26 protein-coding genes and 1 pseudogene are annotated in these 22757 nt (G+C 65.3%); 2 read left to right on the forward strand and 25 right to left on the reverse strand.

The genetic code is table 11. From position 1 onward, the window contains the following. From E3O47_RS09175 to E3O47_RS09195, 5 genes are all read right to left on the reverse strand, one after another. A partial coding sequence (locus E3O47_RS09175) for a transposase (protein ID WP_134420279.1) occupies positions 1-733 on the reverse strand: 733 nt, incomplete at its 3' end. Between the two features lie 241 nt (positions 734-974). Next, positions 975-2336 (reverse strand): phosphoglucosamine mutase, encoded by a 1362-nt coding sequence (glmM, locus tag E3O47_RS09180; protein ID WP_104100938.1) that lies wholly within the window; start codon positions 2334-2336, stop codon positions 975-977. Between the two features lie 21 nt (positions 2337-2357). Then, positions 2358-2843: a 30S ribosomal protein S9 gene (gene rpsI, locus E3O47_RS09185; RefSeq protein WP_104100939.1), complete on the reverse strand. Its 486-nt coding sequence runs from the start codon at positions 2841-2843 to the stop codon at positions 2358-2360. Between the two features lie 49 nt (positions 2844-2892). Further along, the gene (gene rplM, locus E3O47_RS09190) at positions 2893-3339 is read right to left on the reverse strand and encodes a 50S ribosomal protein L13 (RefSeq protein ID WP_104100940.1); all 447 of its coding nucleotides are present in this window, start codon (positions 3337-3339) and stop codon (positions 2893-2895) included. A gap of 169 nt (positions 3340-3508) precedes the next feature. Continuing rightward, positions 3509-4342 carry a tRNA pseudouridine synthase A gene (locus E3O47_RS09195; protein ID WP_134401578.1) on the reverse strand — a complete coding sequence of 278 codons (834 nt, stop codon included), beginning with the start codon at positions 4340-4342 and terminating at the stop codon, positions 3509-3511. A 196-nt stretch (positions 4343-4538) separates the two neighbouring features. Here E3O47_RS09195 and E3O47_RS09200 point away from each other — a divergent pair, with 196 nt between their 5' ends. Further along, the gene (locus tag E3O47_RS09200; RefSeq protein ID WP_241976859.1) at positions 4539-6449 is read left to right on the forward strand and encodes an acyltransferase family protein; all 1911 of its coding nucleotides are present in this window, start codon (positions 4539-4541) and stop codon (positions 6447-6449) included. 55 nt (positions 6450-6504) lie between these two features. On the opposite strand, the gene E3O47_RS09205 is transcribed toward E3O47_RS09200, so the two are convergent. From E3O47_RS09205 to E3O47_RS09250, 10 genes are all read right to left on the reverse strand, one after another. Further along, a complete protein-coding gene (locus tag E3O47_RS09205) occupies positions 6505-7557 on the reverse strand; it encodes a GNAT family N-acetyltransferase (RefSeq protein WP_104100943.1) in 1053 nt (350 codons plus the stop codon). A gap of 130 nt (positions 7558-7687) precedes the next feature. Further along, positions 7688-8203, reverse strand: coding sequence for a 50S ribosomal protein L17 (rplQ, locus tag E3O47_RS09210; protein ID WP_104100944.1), 516 nt, complete (start codon positions 8201-8203; stop codon positions 7688-7690). A 46-nt stretch (positions 8204-8249) separates the two neighbouring features. Next, a complete protein-coding gene (locus tag E3O47_RS09215) occupies positions 8250-9239 on the reverse strand; it encodes a DNA-directed RNA polymerase subunit alpha (protein ID WP_104100945.1) in 990 nt (329 codons plus the stop codon). A gap of 184 nt (positions 9240-9423) precedes the next feature. Next, positions 9424-9822 carry a 30S ribosomal protein S11 gene (gene rpsK, locus E3O47_RS09220; protein ID WP_022883249.1) on the reverse strand — a complete coding sequence of 133 codons (399 nt, stop codon included), beginning with the start codon at positions 9820-9822 and terminating at the stop codon, positions 9424-9426. A gap of 44 nt (positions 9823-9866) precedes the next feature. Continuing rightward, positions 9867-10241 (reverse strand): 30S ribosomal protein S13, encoded by a 375-nt coding sequence (rpsM, locus tag E3O47_RS09225; RefSeq protein WP_104100946.1) that lies wholly within the window; start codon positions 10239-10241, stop codon positions 9867-9869. Between the two features lie 151 nt (positions 10242-10392). Further along, complete coding sequence (gene rpmJ / locus E3O47_RS09230; protein ID WP_035834639.1) at positions 10393-10506, reverse strand: 50S ribosomal protein L36; 114 nt, start codon at positions 10504-10506, stop codon at positions 10393-10395. 66 nt (positions 10507-10572) lie between these two features. Then, positions 10573-10794 carry a translation initiation factor IF-1 gene (gene infA, locus E3O47_RS09235; RefSeq protein WP_055965022.1) on the reverse strand — a complete coding sequence of 74 codons (222 nt, stop codon included), beginning with the start codon at positions 10792-10794 and terminating at the stop codon, positions 10573-10575. A gap of 155 nt (positions 10795-10949) precedes the next feature. Next, positions 10950-12101 (reverse strand): mannitol-1-phosphate 5-dehydrogenase, encoded by a 1152-nt coding sequence (locus E3O47_RS09240; RefSeq protein WP_134401563.1) that lies wholly within the window; start codon positions 12099-12101, stop codon positions 10950-10952. Then, entirely contained in the window at positions 12098-12538 is a 441-nt protein-coding gene (locus tag E3O47_RS09245) for a PTS sugar transporter subunit IIA (protein ID WP_104100948.1), read from the reverse strand. Before E3O47_RS09245 ends, E3O47_RS09240 begins: the two co-directional genes overlap by 4 nt. Continuing rightward, on the reverse strand, positions 12535-14010 hold the full coding sequence (locus E3O47_RS09250; RefSeq protein ID WP_134342150.1) for a PTS mannitol transporter subunit IICB: 1476 nt from the start codon (positions 14008-14010) through the stop codon (positions 12535-12537). The genes E3O47_RS09245 and E3O47_RS09250 overlap by 4 nt, the downstream gene beginning before the upstream one ends. A gap of 181 nt (positions 14011-14191) precedes the next feature. Between E3O47_RS09250 and E3O47_RS09255 the strand changes: the two genes are divergently transcribed. Beyond that, entirely contained in the window at positions 14192-16114 is a 1923-nt protein-coding gene (locus E3O47_RS09255) for a BglG family transcription antiterminator (RefSeq protein ID WP_134342148.1), read from the forward strand. A gap of 13 nt (positions 16115-16127) precedes the next feature. On the opposite strand, the gene E3O47_RS09260 is transcribed toward E3O47_RS09255, so the two are convergent. The 10 genes and pseudogenes from E3O47_RS09260 to rpsH all read right to left on the reverse strand — a co-directional run bounded on the left by E3O47_RS09260 (position 16128) and on the right by rpsH (position 22680). Then, a complete protein-coding gene (locus tag E3O47_RS09260) occupies positions 16128-16457 on the reverse strand; it encodes a PTS sugar transporter (RefSeq protein WP_104171764.1) in 330 nt (109 codons plus the stop codon). A gap of 468 nt (positions 16458-16925) precedes the next feature. Further along, the gene (gene map / locus E3O47_RS09265; protein WP_134342146.1) at positions 16926-17756 is read right to left on the reverse strand and encodes a type I methionyl aminopeptidase; all 831 of its coding nucleotides are present in this window, start codon (positions 17754-17756) and stop codon (positions 16926-16928) included. 172 nt (positions 17757-17928) lie between these two features. Continuing rightward, positions 17929-18501, reverse strand: a pseudogene (locus tag E3O47_RS09270) (adenylate kinase); the annotation flags it as partial. Further along, on the reverse strand, positions 18498-19820 hold the full coding sequence (gene secY, locus E3O47_RS09275) for a preprotein translocase subunit SecY (RefSeq protein ID WP_104171762.1): 1323 nt from the start codon (positions 19818-19820) through the stop codon (positions 18498-18500). The gene secY and the pseudogene E3O47_RS09270, both read right to left, overlap by 4 nt. A 98-nt stretch (positions 19821-19918) precedes the next feature. Continuing rightward, on the reverse strand, positions 19919-20476 hold the full coding sequence (gene rplO / locus E3O47_RS09280) for a 50S ribosomal protein L15 (RefSeq protein WP_134401561.1): 558 nt from the start codon (positions 20474-20476) through the stop codon (positions 19919-19921). Then, a complete protein-coding gene (rpmD, locus tag E3O47_RS09285; RefSeq protein WP_174235710.1) occupies positions 20476-20658 on the reverse strand; it encodes a 50S ribosomal protein L30 in 183 nt (60 codons plus the stop codon). Before rpmD ends, rplO begins: the two co-directional genes overlap by 1 nt. After that, on the reverse strand, positions 20658-21329 hold the full coding sequence (gene rpsE / locus E3O47_RS09290; RefSeq protein ID WP_104101028.1) for a 30S ribosomal protein S5: 672 nt from the start codon (positions 21327-21329) through the stop codon (positions 20658-20660). The genes rpmD and rpsE overlap by 1 nt, the downstream gene beginning before the upstream one ends. 35 nt (positions 21330-21364) lie before the next feature. Next, a complete protein-coding gene (gene rplR / locus E3O47_RS09295) occupies positions 21365-21736 on the reverse strand; it encodes a 50S ribosomal protein L18 (RefSeq protein WP_134342143.1) in 372 nt (123 codons plus the stop codon). A gap of 2 nt (positions 21737-21738) precedes the next feature. Next, positions 21739-22275, reverse strand: coding sequence for a 50S ribosomal protein L6 (rplF, locus tag E3O47_RS09300; protein ID WP_104100956.1), 537 nt, complete (start codon positions 22273-22275; stop codon positions 21739-21741). 6 nt (positions 22276-22281) lie between these two features. Then, entirely contained in the window at positions 22282-22680 is a 399-nt protein-coding gene (rpsH, locus tag E3O47_RS09305) for a 30S ribosomal protein S8 (RefSeq protein WP_104100957.1), read from the reverse strand. Positions 22681-22757: the final 77 nt, after the last annotated feature.

Here is a 22757-nt window from a genome sequence, read left to right on the forward strand (position 1 = left end):
CCCACTTCACGACGTGGAACGGGTCCGCGCAGCGGACCGCGTTCGGGCAGCGTGCTGCGACGACCGACGCGATCCACGCGGCCCCATCCGCGGAAACATGCGTGATCAGAGCTGATCGTTCCGCGCCGAGCGCATCGAAGAACGTGCCCAGGGTGGCCTTATCTTGGCCGGGTGCAGCCCAGACCAGGCGCCCTGAATCGTGGTCGACGACCACAGTCAAGAACTTCCGGCCGCGCTTGTAGGAGATCTCATCGATCCCGATCCGGCTGAGCCCGGCGAAGGGATCATGGAGCTTTTCCGTGTCAGCCCACACCCGGGTGATGATCGCCCCGACCGTGCGCCATGCGATCCGCATCAACACGGTGACCGCGGCCTTAGACGTCTGCGTGGCCAGCCACGCGACCTGAGAGTCAAAGTGATGCGTGTGGCCGGCCTGGTGCCTGGCCCACGGGACTGCGGCCACGATCACACCGTGCTCCCGGCACGACACCCGCGGGGCATCCGCCTCCAAGTAGACCTGGATCGTGCCCGCGTCCAAGGCCCGCCACCGGCGCCGCCCCGCACCCCTGTCGTAGCGTGGGCAACGTTTCAGGCAGACCCCGCACCGGTGCCGCGCCGACCCCGTCGGCCGCACCGAGGCCACCAAAACACCCGCCACCGGGTCCAGATTCAGGTCCTCAACGACCGTCTTATCGACACCCAGCAAAGTCCGCCATAAAGTTAGAGACCGCACGCCGTTTTCCTGCCCCTTGAGTTTCTGTTCCTAGACAGTCAGAAACCTAGACAGGAAGCGGCGTGCGGCCGTTAAGGCGCTCCGAAACACCCACAGATGAAGCAGGAGAGCCACAATCTCCGTCGAATTCGTCAGGGGCGCGGGGCGGAGCGGGCGCGCGGGGCGCGGCCGAAAACGAGGGCGCGGGGCCCGCGGCCGAGAACGAGGGTGCGGCCGCGGGTGCGGCCGCGGCGAGAACTCTCTAGAGGGCGAGCTGCAGGCGCACGATGTCGGCCAGCTCGTTCGCGAGCCGGTCGGCGGTGCCCTGATCGGCCGCTTCGACCATGACGCGCACCATGGGCTCGGTGCCCGACGGTCGCAGCAGCACCCGTCCGGTGTCCCCGAGCTCGGCCTCAGCGGCACGGATAGCCTCCGCGATGACCTCGTTCGATTTCAGCCCGTGATGGTCGATGCCGCGCACGTTGACCAGGATCTGCGGGTAGACCGTCATCACCGAGGCGAGCTCTGCGAGGGTCTTGCCGGTGCGTGCCATCTCGGCGACCAGGTGCAGCCCGGTCAGGATGCCGTCACCGGTCGTGGCGAACTTGGTCATGATCACATGACCGGATTGTTCGCCGCCGAGGGACAGCCCGTCGACGTTGAGCTCTTCGAGCACGTACCGGTCGCCGACCTTGGCCTCAATCATGCGGATGTCGTTGGCCGCCATGGCCTTACGCAAACCGAGATTGCTCATCACCGTGGCCACGAGCGTGCGGTCCTTCAGAACCCCGCGCTCGGCCATGGAGACAGCGAGGATCGCCATGATCTGGTCACCGTCGATGATGTTGCCGTCGCGGTCGACGGCCAGGCACCGGTCCGCGTCGCCGTCGTGGGCGATTCCGACGTCGGCGCCGGCCTCGAGGACGGCACGGGAGAGGTTGTCGAGGTGGGTGGAGCCCACCCCGTCGTTGATGTTGTTGCCGTCGGGGTCGGCTCCGATGACCGTGAGCGTGGCACCGGCATCCGTGAAGACCTGCGGCGATACGCCGGCGGCGGCGCCGTGCGCGCAGTCGAGCACGACGTGGATGCCGTCCAGGCGGTGCGGCAGCGTTCCGAGCAGGTGCACGACATAGCGGTCCTCGGCGTCCGCGAAGCGGCTGATACGACCGACGTCTCCGCCGATCGGCGTGAGCATGTCGAGCGACAGGTGCTCTTCGATGCGGTCCTCAACGTCGTCGGGAAGTTTGGTTCCCCCGAAGGCAAAGAACTTGATGCCGTTGTCGGGAGCGGGGTTGTGCGAGGCGGAAATCATCACGCCGAAGTCTGCGCCGATATCGGCGATCAAGAAAGCCGCGGCGGGCGTCGGAATGACGCCCGCGTCGAGCACGTCCACACCGGAGCTCGCCAGCCCGGCCGCGACCGCGGCCGAAATGAATTCACCGGAGATCCGAGGATCCCGGGCGAGCACCGCAACGGGCCGACGGCCCTCTGCGCGACGCAACTCCGCGCGGCGGCCCTGAGTCAGGACCGCCGCACTGGCCTGGGCGAGGGCCAGAGCCAGGCCAGCCGTGAGATCACGGTTGGCCAGACCCCGGACGCCGTCCGTGCCAAATAGTCGAGGCATTTTTCTACGGTGCCAATCGACTTAACGCTTGGAGAACTGCGGAGCCTTACGGGCCTTCTTGAGTCCGGCCTTCTTACGCTCCTTGACGCGAGCGTCACGGTTGAGGAAGCCGGCCTTCTTGAGGATGGCGCGGTTGTTCTCTTCGTCGATCTGGTTCAGCGAACGCGCGATACCGAGACGCAGGGCACCGGCCTGGCCGGAGGGGCCACCACCGGTGATGCGGGCGATGACGTCGTAGCTGCCGATGAGATCGAGCACCTTGAACGGGTCGTTGATGAGCTGCTGGTGCAGCTTGTTCGGGAAGTAGTCCCCGAATTCGCGGCCGTTGACGGTGATCGTGCCGGAGCCGGGGACGATGCGCACGCGGGCGATGGCCTGCTTGCGACGTCCGACGGCTGCGCCGGGGACATTGAGGATGGCGCGGGGCGCCTTGGTTACAGTCTCGGTCGGAGTCTCGGTCGAGTAGCTCTCCGGAGCCTGGTCAATCTGATCTGCGATTTTCGCCACGATGGTGTGAATCCTTTTTTCTTAGAATCGAAAAGTCTGGAGGCCGGCGCTACTGAGCGACCTGGGCGAGGGTGTACGGCTTCGGCTGCTGCGCGGCGTGCGGGTGCTCCGGGCCGGCGTAGACCTTGAGCTTGGCCAGCTGGGCGCGGCCGAGCGTGTTCTTCGGCAGCATGCCACGGATGGCCTTCTCAACCGCACGGGTCGGGTGCTTCTCGAGCATCTCCGAGTAGTTGGTGGCCGTGAGGCCGCCCGGGTAACCGGAGTGGCGGTACGCCATCTTCAGGTCGAGCTTCTTGCCGGTAAGGGCAATCTTCTCGGCGTTGATGATAATGACGAAGTCGCCCATATCCATGTGGGGAGAGAACGTTGCCTTGTGCTTCCCGCGAAGGAGAATGGCGGCGTGGCTGGCAAGACGACCGAGCACGATATCTGTGGCGTCGATGACGACCCAGTCGTGCTGGACTTCGCTTGCCTTGGGAGTGTAAGTGCGCGTCACTATTGAGCTGCTTTCTTATTCGAACGGAGGTGTTCGTGAATCCCGCTCCGGGTGTGTTCCCAGAGAGGGAACACGATCGATGGAGGGCTCACGTTCGTGTGTCTGGCTGCAACGCACAGACACCAAGGAATAACACTAACGCCGTCGGCCCGGCAGCGCAATTCAACCATTATTCGGTGTCGTCGATGAGCTCCCGGCGCGCGCGCGTTTCGCGGGCCCGCAGGGCGAGCAGTTCGTCGGCCGGATAGCCGACCTGAAGCAGCGTGAGACCCTGGGCGGGCATCACCTTGAACTCGCTGGTGCGGGCCCGCTCGATCCGGAGGTCGACGAGGCGGTCCCCGGACAGCCGCCCCTCCCCCACCGCGACGCAGGCCCCGACCAGCGCGCGCACCATGCTGTGGCAGAAGGCGTCAGCCTGAACGGATGCGACGAGCACACCATCCGGATCGCGGTACCAGCGGAACTCCTGCAGGGTGCGGATCGTGGTGGCCCCGGGCCGCGGCTTGCAGTAGGTGGCGAAGTCGTGCAGGCCGATCAGCGTCGCGGCAGCCGCGTCCATAGCGTCCACGTCGAGGGCGAAGCCGTGCCAGGTGGTGCGGAACCGCTGCAGCGGGTCGTGCCCGACGACGGAGTCGGCGATACGGTACTCGTAGCGCCGGTAAAGCGCGGAGAACCGGGCGTCGAACCCGGGCGGGGCGAGCACGGAGGATGTGATCGCGATTTCGGGCTGGGTGACGAGGATGCCGCTGAGCCGCCGCTGCACCATGACCGCCAGGGGCGTCGGGGGCCGCCCCTTGCCGCGGGAGATGCGCACGAGGCCGTCGGCCTGGTCGGGGTTCAGATCGAAGTGGGCGACCTGCCCGGTCGCGTGCACACCGGCATCCGTTCTCCCGGCCACGGTCAGGATCGGGGTCGGCGGGTGGCTGTGCAGGATGCCGGCCAGCCCGGCCTCGATCTGACCCTGCACGGTGCGGAGGCCCGGCTGCGTCGCCCAGCCGCTCATGCCGGTGCCGTCATAGGCGATGTCGAGCCGGATCCGGGTGGTGCCCGCTGCTTGGGTCTCGTCGGGCGCCGGGGGAAGAATCACGGAGGTAAGTGTACGGTCCGGTCCGGGATATCGTAGAACCCGGACTTCGGTCCCGACCTGTCATGAAAATCTGCCGCCCCCGCCCTCTGACGCTCATCCGGACTCCGTGAACGTGCCCACCAAACGCCTGGCCGGTCTCGACGGCCTGCGTGGCATCGCCGTCGTTCTGGTCGTGGTGTTCCACTTCTTCCCCGCGGTGCTTCCCGGCGGATTCATCGGGGTCGACGTCTTCTTCGTGATCAGCGGGTTCCTGATCACGGGCCTCCTCATCACCGAACGGGACGAAACCTCGCGGATCGCGCTCGGTCGATTCTGGAAACGGCGGGCGCTGCGCCTGGTGCCGGCACTGGTCCCGCTGGTGCTGATCCTGTGCACTGCCGCCTGGCTGATCGGCGGCGACGTGCTGGTGGGCCTCGGCTGGCAGCTGCTCGGCGCGATCACCTTCGGCTACAACTGGGTGTCGATCGCCGGGTCGGCGAGTTACTTCAGCGCCACGGCGCCGGAACTGTTCCGCAACCTGTGGTCGCTGGCGGTGGAGGAGCAGTTCTACCTGATCTGGCCGTTCGCTCTCCTCGGCCTGCTGCTGGTGAGGAGCGGCCGGCTTCGCCTGGCACTCGTCGCCGGCCTGGCCCTGGCCTCTGCCGTCTGGATGGGGCTGCTATACGACCCCGCCGACCCCACCCGGGTGTACTACGGCTCGGACACGCACAGCTTCGGGCTCTTCACCGGTGCCGCGCTCGCGCTGCTGCTGCGCCGTTCGGGCCTCCCGGACGGCACGGCACCCCGCCTCGCCGCCCTGCGCGACCGCTGGCGGCCGTGGCTGGGTCGGCTCGCCCTGGCCGGGGTTCTGGCGGCGGCGTTCGCCCTGCCCGACACCGGCCTGGCGACCTATCGAGGCGGACTGATGCTGGTGAGCCTGCTGACCGCGGTCGTGATCTGGGCGGCCGTGCGCGGGCCAGGCTTCGGCCAGGCGCTGGATACCGCGCCGCTGCGCTACCTGGGTGAACGCTCCTACGGCATCTATCTGTGGCACTGGCCGGTGCTCGTGCTCGCCCAGGGGGCGTGGCCGGCGGCCGCCGCGTCGCCGACCGTGCTGACGAGCATCGGAGTCGGGGTGCTGGCGGGCGCGCTGACGCTGCTGGCGGCCGGTGGATCGTACCGCTGGCTGGAACTTCCCGTGCGCACGAAGGGGGTGCGCGGCAGCATCCGTCGCCTGCGGCAGAGCACGAGCGGTGCGCGCACGATCCGCATGCCCGGCAGGCTCGTCTGGTTCGGCCTGTTCGGCGCCGCCGCGCTGTTTCTGGCGACCGGCACGACCGCGGCGCTGCTCACCGCTCCCGTCCAGACGAGCGCCCAGAGCGAGATCGAACGCGGCCAGAAGGCACTGGATGCTGCGCAGCGGCAGGCCGTGCAGAACGCACGGCGCGCGTCCCGGCCGGCCGTCAGCGCCATTGAACGCGCGGCGCCCGGGGACCTGATCACGGCCGTGGGCGACTCGGTGATGCTCGCCTCGGCCCCCGAGCTGCAGGCCGGCTTCCCGGGGATCGCGATCGATGCCACCGTCTCACGGGGCATGGGGGCTGCCCCCGACATCCTGGCCACCCAAGCCGAGGCCGGCACGCTCCGGCCGGTGGTCGTCGTGGGCCTCGGCACCAACGGGCCGATCCGTTCGAGTCAGCTGGCGGCCATCCGCGCGGTGATCGGCCCGGACCGGGAGCTGATCCTGATCACTGCCTTCGCCGAACGTGACTGGACGGCCGGGGTCAACGCCAGCCTGGCCGAGTACGCTGCCCGGCACCGCACGGTCGAGCTGGCCGATTGGAGCACGGCGATCGCCTCGCACACGGATGTGCTCGCAAACGACAACATCCATCCCGGTCCGGCCGGCGGTCGGATCTATGCCGACGTCATCCGGGCCGCTCTGGAACGGCTCGCCGAGCCGCCGCCGCAGCCGGGCCTCGAGGCGTATCGCCTGCCCGACCCTGCCGGGTCACCCTCTTTCCGGCCGCCGCTGCTGCCGTGACCAAGGCCGGGTCGGCCGGGTCGGCCGGGTCGGCGGGTGCGGGTCCCGGGTGGGACTAGAGCTCAATGGTGAAGGCGAGACTGCGGGTGGTGGGCGTGAAACCCATGCCGAGGTACAGGTTCAGCGCGCCGGTCGGACTTTCGGAGTCGACGACCAGGGTCGCCCGGGCCAGACCCTCGGTGCGTGCGGCATGCAAATGCAGGCCCAGCAGGGTCCGCGCGATGTGTTTGCCCCGCCATCCGTCGATGACGCCGACGAGGTCGACGTGGCTGCCGGTGTAGCCCTGGTTCAGCCAGTCGTCCTCGTTGACCGTGGCCAGGGTGAAGCCCACGACCTTCGGGGTGCCGTCGGGGCCGGCCGCGAGGGCCAGGTATGAGAGGTCGGGGCGGAATTTGCGACTCGTCACGAAGGAGTCCCAAGCATCGTCGCTCATCGGCTGGCTGGCCCAGTGATCCCGGAACGACGAGTCGCGCGCTTCGTGAACGGCCGCAGAGAGCTCCGAGGTAAACCGGATGACGCGGATGTCAACCGGAAGGTCGATCTCGGGGATCAGCTCGTCGAGGCGCCGCTCGAGGGACTGGAAGTACCGGGCGCATTCCATGCCGAGGCGCCGGAACAGACGGGTGCTGCGGTACGCGGTCTCCTCGGTGTAGGCGAGGATCCAGCGTGGAACCGAGGGATCGTCGGTGGCGAGCTGCTGCTCGGCCCGGCCCAGCTGCCACGCGAGCAGCTCGCGGCCGATTCCGCGTCCGCGGTAGTCGGGGTGCACCCCGCCGACCAGGATCGCGCGGGCCAGCGTCTCGCCCGGCGGCGCCATCACCATCCCCATCGCCACGAGGGTGCCGTCGGCGGCGAACCCGATCAGGGAATCCCGCTCCGGATGGAAGTACGACAGACCGAAGTCCCGCTCGATTCCCTCCCGCGTCGTCAGGTGGTACGGATGGTCCGCCTTGCCGACCGCGCAAGTGAACTGCCACAGGTCGTCGGCGTCCGACACCGTTGCCGGACGCCACCGGGCGATCTCAGGGTGGGCGGGCCCCGGCGCGTCGAGCGGCGGGGCTGCACGCCGACGCGGGCCCTGATTCTGGGTTCCGCTCAGGCGTTCCATGGCCAATATTGTAGCCGGGGCCCCGCGAGGGTGCTAGCCCGTCGCCGGGGCACAGAGAGGGGCCCGACCGAAGTCGGGCCCCTCTCAATTCAACACAGCGATTCAGTTGAGCCGATACAGCGCAGAGTGCTTACTTGGATTCCTCAGCGGCAGCGACATCATCCTCGACGACGTCAGCTTCGACAGCAGCATCCTCGACGACGACCTCGGCCGGAGCCTCGGCATCGGGCGCTGCCGCGGCGGGCTTGGAAGCAGCCTTGGCGAAGGAGCGCTTGACCTTCGGGGTGACGGGCTCGAGAACGAGCTCCATCTGTACCATCGAAGCGTTGTCGCCCTTGCGGAAGCCGAGCTTCGTAATGCGGGTGTAACCGCCCTCACGAAGGGCAACCTGAGGTGCGATCTCGGTGAAGAGCTCGTGCACGACGGTCTTGTCGCCGATAGTGGCAAGCACGCGACGACGGGCGTGCAGGTCACCCTTCTTTGCGAAGGTGATCAGTCGCTCGGCGACCGGACGCAGGCGCTTGGCGCGCGTCTCGGTCGTCTTGATGGACTTGTGGGTGAATAGGGATGCGGCCAGGTTGGCGAGCATGAGGCGCTCGTGGGCCGGTCCGCCTCCGAGGCGGGCTCCCTTAGTGGGGGTAGGCATTGGTTATCTCCAGTATCAAAGTCGAAAGTCAGTCTGAACGACTGCTTTAGATGGTTTCTTCGTCGTAGCCGCTGTAGAAGTGGGCGCCGTCGAATCCGGGCACCGAGTCCTTCAGGGACAGTCCGAGCTCAACGAGCTTGTCCTTGACCTCATCCACCGACTTCTGTCCGAAGTTGCGGATGTTCATCAGCTGGGTCTCCGAGAGGGCGACCAGTTCGCTGACGTTGTTGATGCCCTCGCGCTTGAGGCAGTTGTACGAGCGAACCGACAGATCGAGGTCTTCGATCGGAATCGACAGCTCGGTCGACAGCACGACATCGACCGGCGCGGGGCCGATTTCGATGCCCTCGGCGGCGGTGTTCAGCTCACGGGCCAGACCGAACAACTCGGTCAGCGTACGACCGGCGGATGCGATGGCGTCGCGAGGCGAAATGGCCGACTTGGTCTCCACGTCAACGACGAGGCGGTCGAAGTCGGTGCGCTCACCGGCACGAGTTGCCTCGACACGGTAGGTCACCTTGAGCACGGGCGAGTAGATCGAGTCAACCGGAATCTGGCCGGCCTCAGAGTACTCGTTGCGGTTCTGGGTGGCCGACACGTAGCCGCGGCCGCGTTCGATGGTCAGTTCGAGTTCGAACTTGGCCTTGTCGTTCAGCGTGGCGATGACCAGCTCGGGGTTGTGCACCTCGACACCGGCCGGAGCCGAGATGTCGGCGGCCGTGACCTGGCCGGCACCCTGCTTGCGCAGGTACGCGGTGATGGGCTCGTCGTGCTCGCTGGAGATGACGAGGCCCTTGATGTTGAGGATGATCTCGGTGACGTCTTCCTTGACACCGGGAACGGTGCTGAACTCGTGCAGCACACCGTCGATCCGGATGCTGGTGACAGCGGCTCCGGGGATCGATGACAGGAGGGTGCGGCGCATCGAGTTGCCGAGGGTGTAACCGAAACCAGGCTCAAGAGGTTCGATGACGAACCTGGATCGGAACTCCGAGATGTTCTCTTCGGTGAGCGTGGGGCGCTGTGCAATAAGCACTGTTGATTCCTTTCGGCTAAGTGTCCGCTATATGACACTTGCGTGGCGAGGTTTTGAGTTGTGTGTCTCTCGACAAGCCCGACAATCGAGCACATCGTCGAACGAGGGAGGGGTGATGCCCCACGACCCGCCACAGCCGGGCCCGTCTTGTGACGGGCCCGGCCGATGGCGAGATGCCGGTTGGTTAGACGCGACGACGCTTGGGCGGACGGCATCCGTTGTGCGCCTGGGGGGTGACGTCGTTGATCGAACCGACCTCGAGGCCAGCGGCCTGGAGCGAACGGATCGCGGTCTCGCGGCCCGATCCCGGTCCCTTGACGAAGACGTCAACCTTTTTCATGCCGTGCTCCTGCGCCTGGCGGGCAGCCGACTCGGCAGCCAGCTGCGCGGCGAACGGGGTCGACTTGCGCGAACCCTTGAAGCCGACTCCACCCGAGGACGCCCAGCTGATGACCGCACCGGTGGTGTCAGTGATCGAGACGATGGTGTTGTTGAAGGTGCTCTTGATGTGGGCCTGGCCCACAGCGACGTTCTTCTTTTCTTTCTTGCGCGGCTTCCGAACGGCCGACTTTGGTGCTGCCATGAATTTCTCCTGAATCCTAAAGGCGAGACGGGCCAGGCCGAGGCCTAGCGCGCCTTCTTCTTGCCGGCTACGGTGCGCTTCGGGCCCTTGCGGGTGCGAGCGTTGGTCTTGGTGCGCTGGCCACGAACGGGCAGGCCCTTGCGGTGGCGGATGCCCTCGTAGCTGCCGATCTCGACCTTGCGGCGGATGTCAGCGGCAACCTCACGGCGGAGGTCACCCTCAACCTTGAAGGTTCCTTCGATGTAGTCACGGAGGGCGACGAGCTGCTCGTCACTCAGGTCCTTGACTCGGATGTTTCCATCGATTTCAGTGTCGGCGAGGGTCTTGAGTGCCCTCGTGCGGCCAACACCAAAGATGTAAGTCAGTGCAACTTCCACGCGCTTATCGCGAGGAATATCAACGCCGGCTAGACGTGCCATTGTGGCTTCTCCTGTATATGAGTGGAGGTCTGTGACAGTGCCTGTTCATCGGCCTCCAACCGATGGTGTCCCCCCGAAGGGTTCCCGGCACTGCTATTTTCTGTATTCAGTTGCATCTCAACCGACTCGACCGTGATCGAGCCTGTCGAGATCAGCCCTGACGCTGCTTGTGACGAGGGTTCTCGCAGATGACCATCACGTTGCCATTACGGCGGATGACCTTGCACTTGTCGCAGATCTTCTTGACGCTGGGCTTGACCTTCATGGTGTGTCCTTGTATTCGCTGTCTTCGTACCCCAGGAACGCCTCGGGCCGTTACTTACAGCACTCTCTACTTGTAGCGGTAAACGATCCGGCCGCGAGTCAGGTCGTACGGGCTCAGCTCCACGATCACACGATCCTCCGGGAGAATACGGATGTAGTGCTGACGCATCTTGCCTGAAATGTGGGCAAGAACTTTGTGGCCGTTGCTCAACTCGACGCGAAACATCGCGTTGGGAAGAGCTTCGACTACCGCGCCCTCGATTTCGATGACACCGTCTTTTTTGGCCATAACTCACTATCGCTAGGGTATTGATTGCTGGTCGTGCGTGGATTGTGGTGCACTGATACGCCGCATACGTGCGCACAAGACACCAAGGATTTACTCTATGGTACGGAGTTGCCTTTTGGCAATTCTTCCCTATAATCCCTCGCGGGATTCTCCGCTCAGAGGGCCTTCTGCACCGCGGCCACGACCAGGACCACGTCGGCGAACAGCGGATGCGCGGCGTCCAGGCCGCACACCGACGCGGTGAACGATTCGGCTGTCTCGGCGCGCAGCATCCGTTGCAGCAGGGCGCTCTGCTCATCGTCGGCGACGTCGAACCGGAGTGCGGCTTCGACGGCTGCGAGCAGCGCGACCGGGCGGGTGCCGTGTTCGGCGATCTCGGCGGCAGGGCCGATGAACCGTTCGTGGCGGCTGAGCTTGCGCAGCGGCTGGCGGCCGACGCGCTCTACCGTGTCGGGCAGGGACGGGTTGGCGAAGCGCACCAGGATCTTCTCCCGGTAGGCGCGCTGGGCGTCTACGTCGAGGCCGTGCTTGGCCACGAGCAGGGCCGAGGTTTCCTCGAGCACCGCTCGGACGCCGTCCAGCACCGCCGGCACCAGGAGCGCGTCGGAGATCTTGGAAGCCCCGGCGACACCGCCGAGGTAGGCGACGGTCGCGTGTCCGGTGTTCACCGTGAACAGCTTGCGCTCGATATACGGCGCGAGATTGTCGACGAAAGTCGCACCCGGGATGACCGGCACGACGCCGTTGAAGGCGCCCTGCTCGATGACCCACTCGTAGAAGGCCTCGACGGTTACGTCGATGCCGTCGCTCTCGGCCTGGCCGGGCACGATGCGGTCGACTGCCGTGTTGGCGAAGACGACGCGCTCGGCCACAGCCGCTCGCTCCGGCTCCGGCACGTTGGCCCAGAGCTGTTCGGCGAGGACATCCGTGGCGTTGATGGCGTTCTCGCACGCCATCACGGCCAGGGGCGGCAACTCGGCCGACCGCCGCCCCAGTCCGGCCGCGATGACCGGTGCCACGAAGCGGAGGACGGTGGGGCCGACCGCGGTGGTGACGATATCGGCCGTCGCGATCTCGTCGATCAGTACGGCCTCATCCGTGGCGCTGTTGATGGCCCGGAAAGTGTCGACCACGCGGGTGGTCGACACTTCCCCTGCCTCGTGCACGGCGTAGCTGCCGGCAGCCTGCAAAGCGTCGATCAGGGAGACATTCACATCGGCGAAGACAACCTCGTATCCGGCATCGTGAAGCAGGAGGCCGACAAATCCGCGGCCGATGTTCCCTGCACCGAAGTGAATGGCCTTCATTCTGCGTTTACCTCCTCGAGGAGCATGAAGATGTCCTCTGCTGTGACGGCGTCAATCAATTTCTGCACTTCGTCCTCGTCCGAGAAGACGATCGCGATCTTCTGCAGGATTTCGAGGTGCTCATTGTTGAGCCCCGCGATCCCGACGGCGAAACGCACCTGCTGGCCGTTCCAATCGATCGGTTCGGCGTAACGCACGAGCGACAGGGCCGACCGGACGATCGACTCCTTGGCGTCGTTGGTCCCGTGCGGGATCGCCAGGAAATTTCCCATATAGGTCGACACGCTGGCTTCGCGGTCGAACATCGAGTCGACGTAGTTTTCGCGCACGGCGCCTGCGGTGACGAGCAGGGCGCCGGCCTCACGGATTGCGTCGAGCTTCGTGGTGGCCGACCCCGCGGCCACGACGTTGCCCAGTTCCAGAATGCGGTCGGTCATCGCGCTACCTCCTCGGCCGCCTGGCCCTGAATCAGGGCGACGACGTCATCGTATTTCGGGCTGTTCATGAAATTCTCGACCGAGACATGCGTCGAGTCAGGAGACTTCGACTGGGCCCGGGCGGTCAGGTCCTGGTGCGTGATGACCAGGTCGGCCGTGCCGTCGAGGTTCGCGATCGCCTGGTTGGTCACGGTGATGCCGTCGAGACCGGCCTTCTTGATCTTGTTACGCAGCACCGAAGCGCCCATGGCGCTGGAGCCCATTCCGGCGTCGCACGCGAAGATGATGTTCTTGACACGGCGAGCGGCGGTGGCCGAAGTGCCGGAGGCTCCGAGGCCGCCGAGGATGGTGCTGGCCTTGCCCTTGTTTGCTTCGGTCTTGGCGATGGCCTCGGCCATGTCACCGGTATCGCCGGCGGTCAGGTCGCGCTTGCGGCTGGCACGGAGGATGACGGCTGCGATCAGGAATGACACCGTGGCGGCGCCGATGACGGAGAGGATGACGCCGACGTAGCTGCCCGGGGCGGTCTGGATCAGGATAGCGATGATGCTGCCGGGTGAGGCTGGGGCGCGCAGGCCGGTTGCGAAGGCCACGTTGATGGCCACACCGGTCATGCCGCCGCCGACTGCGGCGAGGAGCAGTGCCGGCTTCATCAGCACGTACGGGAAGTAGATCTCGTGGATGCCGCCGAAGAAGTGGATGATGATGGCGCCCGGTGCGCTTGCCCGTGCGATGCCGACTCCAAAGAAGGAGAAGGCGAGCAGGATGCCCAAGCCGGGGCCGGGGTTCGCCTCGAGCAGGAACAGCACCGACTGGCCGTTTTCAGCAACCTGCTGCACACCGATCGGCGTGAGCACGCCATGGTTGATGGCGTTGTTGAGGAACAGGATCTTGCCGGGCTCGATGAAGATGCTGGCGATGGGCAGCAGGCTGTTGGAGACGAGCCAGTCGACGATCATCTCGAGGAAATTGCTGATCCCGGTCACGAGCGGGGCGATTCCGAAGAACGCACCCAGCGCGAGGATCATTCCGAGAATACCGGACGCGAAGTTGTCGACCAGCATCTCGAACCCGGGCTTGATCTTGCCGGCCCAGAGGCTGTCAAGCTTCTTCAGGAGGTACGCGGATCCCGGGCCGACGATCATGGCGCCGATGAACATCGGGATCTCGCTGCCCACGATGACACCCATGGTCGCGATCGAGGCGATGACCGCACCACGCGTTCCGTAGACCATCCGGCCACCGGTGTTGGCGATCAGGAGCGGCAGCAAGTACACGATCATCGGTCCGACGAGCGTTTCCAAGGTCGCGTTCGGGGTCCAACCGGTCGGAATGAAGAATGCGGTGATCAATCCCCACGCGATGAATGCAGGGATGTTGGGCATGACCATTCCGCTGAGGAAGGTTCCGAAGCGCTGAACGTGCACACGGGTTCCTCCGCTCTTGGTCTTGGTAGCTGACGTCGTCGTCATTTCTCTGCCTTTCGTAGGGATGCGATGAGGAGTTGCCCCGTCACGTTGCGACTTATTCAAGTCTGACCAAGGTGGTCGTGCGGGGCCACCAGAGACTTTTCCGCACCCCCGGAAATCTCGTGGCAGAGATCCGGCCGGGAGCGGCGTGGGAGACTTGCTTTTTACTTGGGAGTTTCATGCAATGAGCGACAAACAGACACGGATGCTGGATTTTCTGTCGCAGACACCGGCCTGGGTTACCGCCGGCGAGCTTGCCGACCTCCTGGGCGTCACGCCCCGAACCGTGCGCAGCTACGTCACGAACCTGAAACTGGCAGCCGGGCCGCTCGAGATCATCGAGTCGGGGCCGGCCGGGTACCGGCTGGACCTCGAGGCGTTCGCCGTGTTCCGCGCCAGGGGGCGCATTCACTCGGACGAAGCCGAGACCCCGACGGATCGCCTTTACGCTTTGGTGCGCCGGCTCACGGAGTCCCACGAGGGGCTCGACGTCTACGCTCTGTCCGCCGAGCTGTTCGTCAGCGACTCCACGATCGACTCCGACCTGACCAAGGTGCGGCAGCTACTGCCCGCCACCGGGCTCACGCTCACCCGCCACGGCAGCGTGGTCACGCTCGCCGGCTCCGAGACCGACCGGCGGAGGCTGCTCAGCCGGCTGTTCCGCGAGGAGAGTTCGCGCGGTCTGCTCGAACTCGAGGCGATCCAGCGCGAGTTCGCCTCCGAGAGCCTCGGAGAGTTCAAGACGGATCTGATCGCGATGCTCGACTCGCAGGGGTATTTCGTCAACGAGTACGGCACCAACGACGTTCTACTCCATGTCGCCATCGCCATCGACCGGGTCACGAGGCGCACCTCCCCCGTGGTGGCCGAGACCGCGGCATCCGTCGGCTCCCCCGACGCGATGACCCTCGCCCTCTCCGGGCTGATCGTGCGCCACTTCCACGTCGAACTGGGTGTCGGTGACCTCGACTACATCGCACTCCTGCTCAAGACCCGGGTGATCACACCCGGGCAGGACCAGCCGGCGCAGGTTCTGATCGAGAGCTTCGTCCGCCCCGAAGATCTCGACGCCGTGCGCCGGATCGTCGGCCAGGCCGGGGACGAGTTCCTGCTGGACCTCGCGGAGGAGAACTTCATCGTGAGGCTCACGCTGCACGTGCGCAACCTGATCAACCGGGCGACAGACCGCTCGTACTCGCACAACCCGCTCACCAGGTCGATCAAGACGTCCTACCCGATGATCTATGAGGTCGCCGTCTACATCGCCAGCCAGTTGCAGCGGCAGGAACAGATCGTGATCAACGACGATGAGATCGCGTACATCGCGATGCACGTCGGTGCCCACCTTCAGCAGCAGTCCCGGCGCGAGGACCTGGTCACGTGCGCTCTGATCTGCCCGAACTATTACGACATGCACGTGCTGCTGCGCGAACGGATCGAGCGGGTCCTCGGTGACGAGCTCGAAGTTGTGTCGGTGGTAACCCGCAGCGACGTCGACTGGAAGGCCCTGGATGCGAAACTCGTGCTCTCCACCATCGAACCGCAGTCGCCGGCCGAGGCCGTCATCGTGATCCAGCCGTTCCTGACCGAGGCCGACATCGACCGCGTGCGGAAGGCCGCCAGCCGCATCCGCCGTCTTCGGCGTCGCGCCGCTCTCAAGGACGAGCTGCTGCAATTCTTCGACGAGTCCCTGTTCGCGCACAACTTCCACGCCGCTGACGAGACCGCGATGATCCGCGCTCTCGGCGAACGGATGATCGCACACGGCGATATCGACGAGAGCTACATCGACGGCGCGATCGAGCGCGAGCTCATGTCGTCGACGGCGTTCACGGACAACGTGGCGGTGCCGCACTCGATGTCGATGACGGCAATCCGTACCTCGATCGCCGTCGTGATCAACGACACACCCATGGCGTGGGGCGAGAACCGCGTCAACGTGGTGGCGATGGTCGCTTTCAGCGCCGCCGGGCGCAAGAGCTTCCAGACCGTCTTCGACCAGTTCGTGGAGGTCTTCTCAGACCGGGCCGACGTGCAGCGGCTGGTCAAGCGGTCGGTGGACTTCGCATCCTTCATCGACGAGCTCGTGCACCTGATGGACCAGTAGGCCACCGGTCGGGCTACTTCTTCGTTTCAGCCCAGTCACGCGTCTTGTACGCATAGATCGCGGCATCGAGCGCTTCGTCGCCGTTCTGCGAGGCGAAGACGGTCTCCTCCAGCAGGGCGATGCCGACCCCGGCGTGCACGGCCTGAAGGCGGATCTTCTCAAACCTGGGTGCCAGGTGGGGACCCACTAGAAGCACGTCGACCGGGCCGAGGGAGGCCGGCAGATCCGATTCGCTCCCCGCGAAGACGTGGACATCCAGGCCGCGGGCCGCGGCGGTGTGCCGAACCCGATGTGCAACAAAGGCACTGGAGGCGCCAGCACCGCAGACGATGAGAATCTTCATGGAATCGCTCTTTCCCTGAGCCGCGACGGACGGTTTGCCCTCTCCTCCATCCTCCCGCCTCCGGAGTCCCGGAGAGACCAGATCCCCGCCCCCGAGCGCGGCTGGTTCGGGCCGTGTGTGGCTCCGGGAGCGGGTTCCGATTGCCGCGGGTGAGGGGCGATCGCGGGTGGCGGGTGAGTGGCGATTGGTCCATTTCTCGGACAGGCGAGAAGTTGACCGCAGCGCGGGGTGGATGCGCGCTGCAACCGCCGTCTCGTACGAGCCCGGAGCCCGGGGTCGACTCACCCCGAACGAATTCGACGGAGATTCTGCCCAAAAAACCGCTTTCGGGCACGAAAACGGGTGTTTGACCCAAAATCTCCGTCGAATTGGTTTGGCATCGGGCACGGCATTTCGCGTGCGGAACGGCGTCCACGCAGTGCGGTGAGATCCGACGTTCCGTGTGCGGCTGGTTCGGGCCGTGTGCGACTACGGGAGCGGAACGGGCGTGATGCCGAGCGGGGCCAGCCCCGCAGCGCCGCCGTCGGCGGCGGTGAGCACCCAGATGCCGTCCTTGTGCACGGCCACGCTGTGCTCCCAGTGCGCGGCGGCCAGGCCGTCGCTGGTGGCGACGGTCCAGTCGTCGTCGCGCACGAACGTCTCGATGGACCCCATGACGACCATGGGCTCGATCGCGATCACGAGACCGGGCTTCACGTCCGGACCCTTCTGGCGAACGCGATAGTTGAACACGGGCGGGGCCTCGTGCATGGACCGGCCGATGCCGTGACCGACATAGTCGGTGAGGATTCCGTAGTCCCCCTGAGACTCGACGTAGTCCTCGATGGCATCGCCGACCTCGTTGAGGTGACGCGCCACCGCGAGCCGGGCGATCCCGTGCCACAGCGACTGCTCCGTGACGTGCGACAGTTTCTCGCGCTCGGCGACGACCTCGGGCCGGGCCGGGTCCGGAATCACGAAGGAGAAGGCCGCGTCGCCGTTCCAGCCGTCGATGATGGCACCGCTGTCGATCGACACGATGTCGCCGGCGGCGAGCACGCGAGCCCCCGGGATGCCGTGCACGACATCCTCGTTGACGGACGCGCAGACCGTGTGGTGGTAGCCCTGCTCCAGCTTGAAGTTCGGCAGGCCGCCTCGAGCCACGATGGCCGCCTCGGCGGCCGCGTCGAGCTCGAGGGTGGTCGCACCGACCCGGATGGCCGCCCGGGCCGCATCCAGGGATGCGGCCGTGGCCAGTCCGGGCGCGATCATCAACCGCATCTGCGCCGGCGACTTGTAGATGGATCGTCGAAGGCTCATGGTGAAGATCTCTGCAAACTGCTGAGGACGCGCACGCTGGGCGTGCACGACCGGGTTAGGAGGCGCTGGCTGCGTCTCCGCTGGTGACGGGCACGCTGGTGACGGGCACGCTAGTGACGGGCACGCTAGTGACGGGCACGCTAGTGACGGGCACGCTGGTGACGGGCACGGAGAGTCCGCGCCCGGTCAGCGCCGCAAGGATGCGCCCGGTCACTTCGTCGACGGCGCCGAGGCCGTCGACCGTGACCACGAGACCGCGGGAGGAGTAAACGTCGATCAGAGGAGATGTCTGCTCCTCGTAGACGGAGAGGCGGTGCCGGATGACGTCAGCGGTGTCGTCCGCACGCCCCTGCTCGGCGGCACGCTTGAGGAGTCGGGCGACGACCTCTTCGGTGTCGGCGACGATCAGCACGACGGCGTCGAGTCCGTCACCGTCGGCCTCCAGCAACCGGTCCAGTTCCAGAACCTGCTCCTGCGTGCGCGGGTAGCCGTCCAGCAGGAATCCCCCGGTGGCGTCGGGCTGCTGCAACCGATCGGACACGATCGCGTTGGTGAGGGAATCGGGCACGTACGCGCCGGCATCCATGAACGCCTTGACTTGAAGACCCAGCTCGGTGTCGTTCTTCACGTTGAAGCGGAAGATGTCACCGGTGGAGATGGCCGGAACGTCGAAGGCCTCGGACAGGCGCTCGGCCTGAGTTCCCTTGCCCGCGCCGGGCGGGCCGATCAGCAGCAAACGGGTCATCGGAGAAGCCCTTCGTAGTGGCGCTGCTGGAGTTGCGCGTCGATCTGTTTGACCGTCTCGAGTCCGACACCGACCACGATCAGGATGCTGGCGCCACCGAACGGGAAGTTCTGGTCGGCTCCGATCGCGGAGAACGCGATCAGCGGCAGCAGGGCGATCAGGCCCAGGTACAGGGCACCGGGCAGCGTCACCCGGGTGAGAACGAAGTCCAGGTACTCGGCGGTCGGACGACCGGCACGGATGCCCGGGATGAATCCGCCGTACTTCTTCATGTTGTCGGCGACCTCTTCGGGGTTGAAGGTGATCGCGACATAGAAGTAGGTGAATCCGACGATGAGGAGGAAGTACAGCGCCATGTAGAGCGGATCGTTGCCCTGCGTGAGGTTGTTGGTGACCCAGGTGACCCACGCTGCCGGCGCCTGTCCGGCCGCCGGCTGGTTGAACTGCGCGATCAGGGCCGGAAGGTACAGCAGTGACGACGCGAAAATGACGGGCACGACGCCGGCCATGTTCACCTTGATCGGGATGTACGTGTTGTTCCCGCCGTAGGTGCGGCGTCCGACCATCCGTTTGGCGTACTGCACCGGGATGCGACGCTGGGACTGCTCGACGAAGACCACCGCGGCGACCACGACCAGACCGACCGCGATCACAATCATGAGGATGTCGAGGCCCTTCTGCTGCCCGATGGAGGCCAGCGATCCCGGAAAGAGGGCTGCGATCGAGGTGAAGATCAACAGTGACATGCCGTTGCCGATGCCGCGCTCGGTGATGAGCTCACCCATCCACATGATCAGGCCAGTACCGGCGGTCATGGTGATGACCATGAGCATGATGGCGTACCAGGCGTCGTTGGTGAGCAGCTGCGAGCACTCGGCGCTGGCGGACGTGCCGTAGAGCGCTCCGCTGCGGGCCACCGTGATCAGCGTCGTCGACTGAAGGATCGCGAGGGCGATGGTGAGGTACCGAGTGTACTGGGTGAGCGTGCCCTGTCCGGACGCGCCTTCCTTGTGCAGTGTCTCAAAATGTGGGATGACCACGCGCAGGAGCTGCACGATGATCGAGGCCGTGATGTACGGCATGATGCCGAGCGCGAAGACCGACAGTTGCAGCAGCGCGCCGCCGCTGAAGAGGTTGACGAGCTCATAGAGGCCGCTGGCGTCCTGGTTCGCCGCCAGACACGATTGAACGTTTCCGAAGTCGACGAAGGGGGCAGGGATGAACGAGCCCAGTCGGAACAGGGCAACGATACCCAAGCTGAACCCGATTTTCCTGCGCAGGTCGGGTGTGCGGAATATCCGCGCGATGGCGCTGAACACAATGCCTCCAGTTAATAACGTGAAAAACGAGCTTGTCGAGACCAGCATCGAAAGATTTCGATTGGTGGCCTCGACAAGCTCGCTCAGCGTCTGCGGACTTACTTGATTGAGCCACCCGCAGCGACGATCTTCTGCTCTGCTGAGCCGGAGACCTTATCCACTGCAATGTTCAGCTTAACCGCAATGTCACCATTGCCGAGAACCTTGACCTTCTCGTTGTCGCGAACGGCACCCTTGGCGACCAGGTCGGCGATGGTTACATCGCCGCCGTTCGGGTAAAGCTCGGCGAGCTTCTCGAGGTTGACGACCTGGTACTCGACGCGGAACGGGTTCTTGAACCCGCGCAGCTTCGGAGTACGCATGTGCAGCGGCATCTGGCCACCCTCAAACCCGATGCGCACGTTGTAGCGCGCCTTCGTACCCTTGGTTCCACGGCCGGCGGTCTTACCCTTGGATCCTTCACCACGACCGACACGCATGCGCGACTTCTTGGCTCCGGGGGCGGGGCGAAGGTGGTGAACCTTCAGAACCTGCTCGCGCTTCTCTGTCGGAGCAGCCTTCACTCCGACCTTGGCGGAGGCAGCCTTTTTGGGGGCTGCCTTCTGTGCAGTGGCGGGCTTGGCGGCTGCCGTGGCAGCTTCCTTCTCGTCAGCCATTAGTCAATCTCCTCGACCTTTACAAGGTGAGCAACGGTGTTGACGTAGCCACGGTTCTGCGAGTTGTCCTCGCGAATCGTGACTGCGCCAATGCGCTTGAGACCCAGGCTGCGAAGCGTGTCGCGCTGGTTCTGCTTCTCACTAATTTTGGACTTGATCTGTGTCACTTTGAGGCGAGCCATCAGGCACCTGCCTTTGCTGCAGCTGCAGCTGCTGCTGCGGCGGCGTCGGCACGCAGGAAGCGCGCCGGAGCGACGTCTTCGTACGCGAGGCCACGACGAGCCGCAACTGCACGCGGCTCCTCGAGCTGGTGCAGGGCCTCGACCGTGGCGTGAACGATGTTGATGGTGTTCGACGAACCGAGCGACTTGCTGAGGACATCGTGGATGCCCGCGCACTCGAGAACGGCGCGCACCGGACCACCGGCGATAACGCCGGTGCCGGCGGCGGCGGGACGCAGCAGGACGACGCCGGCTGCGGCTTCACCCTGCACGGGGTGCGGGATCGTCAGACCGACGCGGGGAACGCGGAAGAAGTTCTTCTTCGCTTCTTCGACGCCCTTGGAAATGGCGGTCGGCACCTCGCGGGCCTTGCCATATCCAACGCCGACGAGGCCGTTTCCGTCACCGACGACGACGAGAGCGGTGAAGCTGAAGCGACGACCACCCTTCACCACCTTGGAAACGCGGTTGATGGTGACGACGCGCTCCAGGAACTGGCTCTTGTCGGCATCGCGGCTTCCGCGGTCCTTGTTCGGGTTGCGCTCACGACCGCCACGACGAGCCTCACGAGGCTCGTTCTGGGCAGGTGCCGTTGAGGCAGCGGTTTCGACGGGTGCCTCTGCGGCCACCACGGTCTCCTTGGTTGCTGTGCTAGCGGTTTCAGTGCTCACAGGTTCAATCCACCCTCTCGAGCTCCATCGGCGATCGCAGCGACGCGTCCTGCGTACTTGCTTCCGCCACGGTCAAATACGACAGCGTCGATGCCGGCGGCCTTCGCACGCTCGGCGACGAGTTCGCCGACCTTGCGGGCCTTGGCGGTCTTGTCACCATCGAAGGTGCGCAGACCGTCTTCGAGCGTGGACGCCGAAGCAAGGGTGAAACCCTTGCTGTCATCGACGACCTGCACGAACACGTGGCGAGCCGAACGGGTCACGACGAGACGCGGACGAAGCGCGGTCCCCTCGATCTTTTTGCGAAGACGTGCATGCCTGCGTCCGCGGGCAGCGGCCTTGCTCTTACCTCTAGTTCCGAGACCCATGGTTATTTACCACTCTTTCCGGCCTTGCGGCGAACAATCTCGCCGGCGTAACGCACACCCTTGCCCTTATAGGGCTCCGGCTTGCGAATCTTACGGATGTTGGCGGCGACCTCGCCGACAGCCTGCTTGTCGATGCCACCGACCGTGAGGCGGTTGACGCTCTCCACGGTGAGGGTGATGCCGGCAGGTGCCTCGACGAGGACCGGGTGCGAGAAGCCGAGGGCGAACTCGATCGAGCTGCCCTTCTGGGCGACGCGGTAACCGGTACCGACGATCTCGAGAGACTTGGTGTAACCCACCGTCACCCCGATGATCTGGTTTGCGATCAGCGTGCGAGTCAGTCCGTGCAGCGAACGCGAGTTGCGCTCGTCGTTCGGGCGTGTGACGACGACGTGGCCGTCCTCGATCTTGACCTCGATGGGGTTCGCGACGGTGAGCGCGAGCTCGCCCTTCGGACCCTTGACGTTGACGCGCTGGCCTTCAGTGGCGACCGTGACATCCGCGGGAATCGGGATGGGAAGTCTTCCAATACGTGACATTGTCGGCTACCACACGTAGGCGAGAACTTCTCCGCCTACGCCCTTCTTCTCAGCCTGGCGGTCGGTGAGCAGACCGCTGGAGGTGGACAGGATGGCAACGCCGAGACCACCGAGAACGGTGGGGATTTCGGTCGACTTCGCGTACACGCGCAGGCCGGGCTTGGAAACCCGCTTGATGCCGACGATGGAACGCTCGCGGTTCGGACCGAACTTGAGGTTGAGCGTGAGGGTCTTGCCGACCACTGCATCCTTGACATCCCACGCCGAGATGTAACCCTGGGCCTTGAGAATGTCTGCGATGTTCGCTTTGAGCTTGCTGTGCGGCATGGACACGGTGTCGTGGAACGCCGAGTTAGCGTTGCGCAGTCTGGTCAGCATGTCTGCGACCGGATCTGTCATTGTCATTTGTGGTGCCTTTCTCGCCTGGTTTCGTTCATCCGTTACACGGGTGACGACCTTGGTCGTGGTGGGGCTGGACGGTT

The sequence above is a fragment of the Cryobacterium sp. TMT2-17-1 genome, assembly GCF_004402765.1.
Classification (GTDB): Bacteria; Actinomycetota; Actinomycetes; order Actinomycetales; family Microbacteriaceae; genus Cryobacterium; species Cryobacterium sandaracinum.

What these genes read in the sequence shown, in the direction of transcription:
- glmM (WP_104100938.1), bottom strand. Translation starts at nt 2,336, where the DNA reads ATGCCTCGACTATTTGGCACGGACGGCGTCCGGGGTCTGGCCAACCGT.
- E3O47_RS09195 (WP_134401578.1), bottom strand. Translation starts at nt 4,342, where the DNA reads ATGAGCGGCTGGGCGACGCAGCCGGGCCTCCGCACCGTGCAGGGTCAG.
- E3O47_RS09205 (WP_104100943.1), bottom strand. Translation starts at nt 7,557, where the DNA reads ATGGAACGCCTGAGCGGAACCCAGAATCAGGGCCCGCGTCGGCGTGCA.
- rplQ (WP_104100944.1), bottom strand. Translation starts at nt 8,203, where the DNA reads ATGCCTACCCCCACTAAGGGAGCCCGCCTCGGAGGCGGACCGGCCCAC.
- rpsK (WP_022883249.1), bottom strand. Translation starts at nt 9,822, where the DNA reads ATGGCAGCACCAAAGTCGGCCGTTCGGAAGCCGCGCAAGAAAGAAAAG.
- rpsM (WP_104100946.1), bottom strand. Translation starts at nt 10,241, where the DNA reads ATGGCACGTCTAGCCGGCGTTGATATTCCTCGCGATAAGCGCGTGGAA.
- rpmJ (WP_035834639.1), bottom strand. Translation starts at nt 10,506, where the DNA reads ATGAAGGTCAAGCCCAGCGTCAAGAAGATCTGCGACAAGTGCAAGGTC.
- infA (WP_055965022.1), bottom strand. Translation starts at nt 10,794, where the DNA reads ATGGCCAAAAAAGACGGTGTCATCGAAATCGAGGGCGCGGTAGTCGAA.
- E3O47_RS09240 (WP_134401563.1), bottom strand. Translation starts at nt 12,101, where the DNA reads ATGAAGGCCATTCACTTCGGTGCAGGGAACATCGGCCGCGGATTTGTC.
- E3O47_RS09245 (WP_104100948.1), bottom strand. Translation starts at nt 12,538, where the DNA reads ATGACCGACCGCATTCTGGAACTGGGCAACGTCGTGGCCGCGGGGTCG.
- E3O47_RS09250 (WP_134342150.1), bottom strand. Translation starts at nt 14,010, where the DNA reads ATGACGACGACGTCAGCTACCAAGACCAAGAGCGGAGGAACCCGTGTG.
- E3O47_RS09255 (WP_134342148.1), top strand. Translation starts at nt 14,192, where the DNA reads ATGAGCGACAAACAGACACGGATGCTGGATTTTCTGTCGCAGACACCG.
- E3O47_RS09260 (WP_104171764.1), bottom strand. Translation starts at nt 16,457, where the DNA reads ATGAAGATTCTCATCGTCTGCGGTGCTGGCGCCTCCAGTGCCTTTGTT.
- map (WP_134342146.1), bottom strand. Translation starts at nt 17,756, where the DNA reads ATGAGCCTTCGACGATCCATCTACAAGTCGCCGGCGCAGATGCGGTTG.
- rplO (WP_134401561.1), bottom strand. Translation starts at nt 20,476, where the DNA reads ATGGCTGACGAGAAGGAAGCTGCCACGGCAGCCGCCAAGCCCGCCACT.
- rpmD (WP_174235710.1), bottom strand. Translation starts at nt 20,658, where the DNA reads ATGGCTCGCCTCAAAGTGACACAGATCAAGTCCAAAATTAGTGAGAAG.
- rplR (WP_134342143.1), bottom strand. Translation starts at nt 21,736, where the DNA reads ATGGGTCTCGGAACTAGAGGTAAGAGCAAGGCCGCTGCCCGCGGACGC.
- rplF (WP_104100956.1), bottom strand. Translation starts at nt 22,275, where the DNA reads ATGTCACGTATTGGAAGACTTCCCATCCCGATTCCCGCGGATGTCACG.
- rpsH (WP_104100957.1), bottom strand. Translation starts at nt 22,680, where the DNA reads ATGACAATGACAGATCCGGTCGCAGACATGCTGACCAGACTGCGCAAC.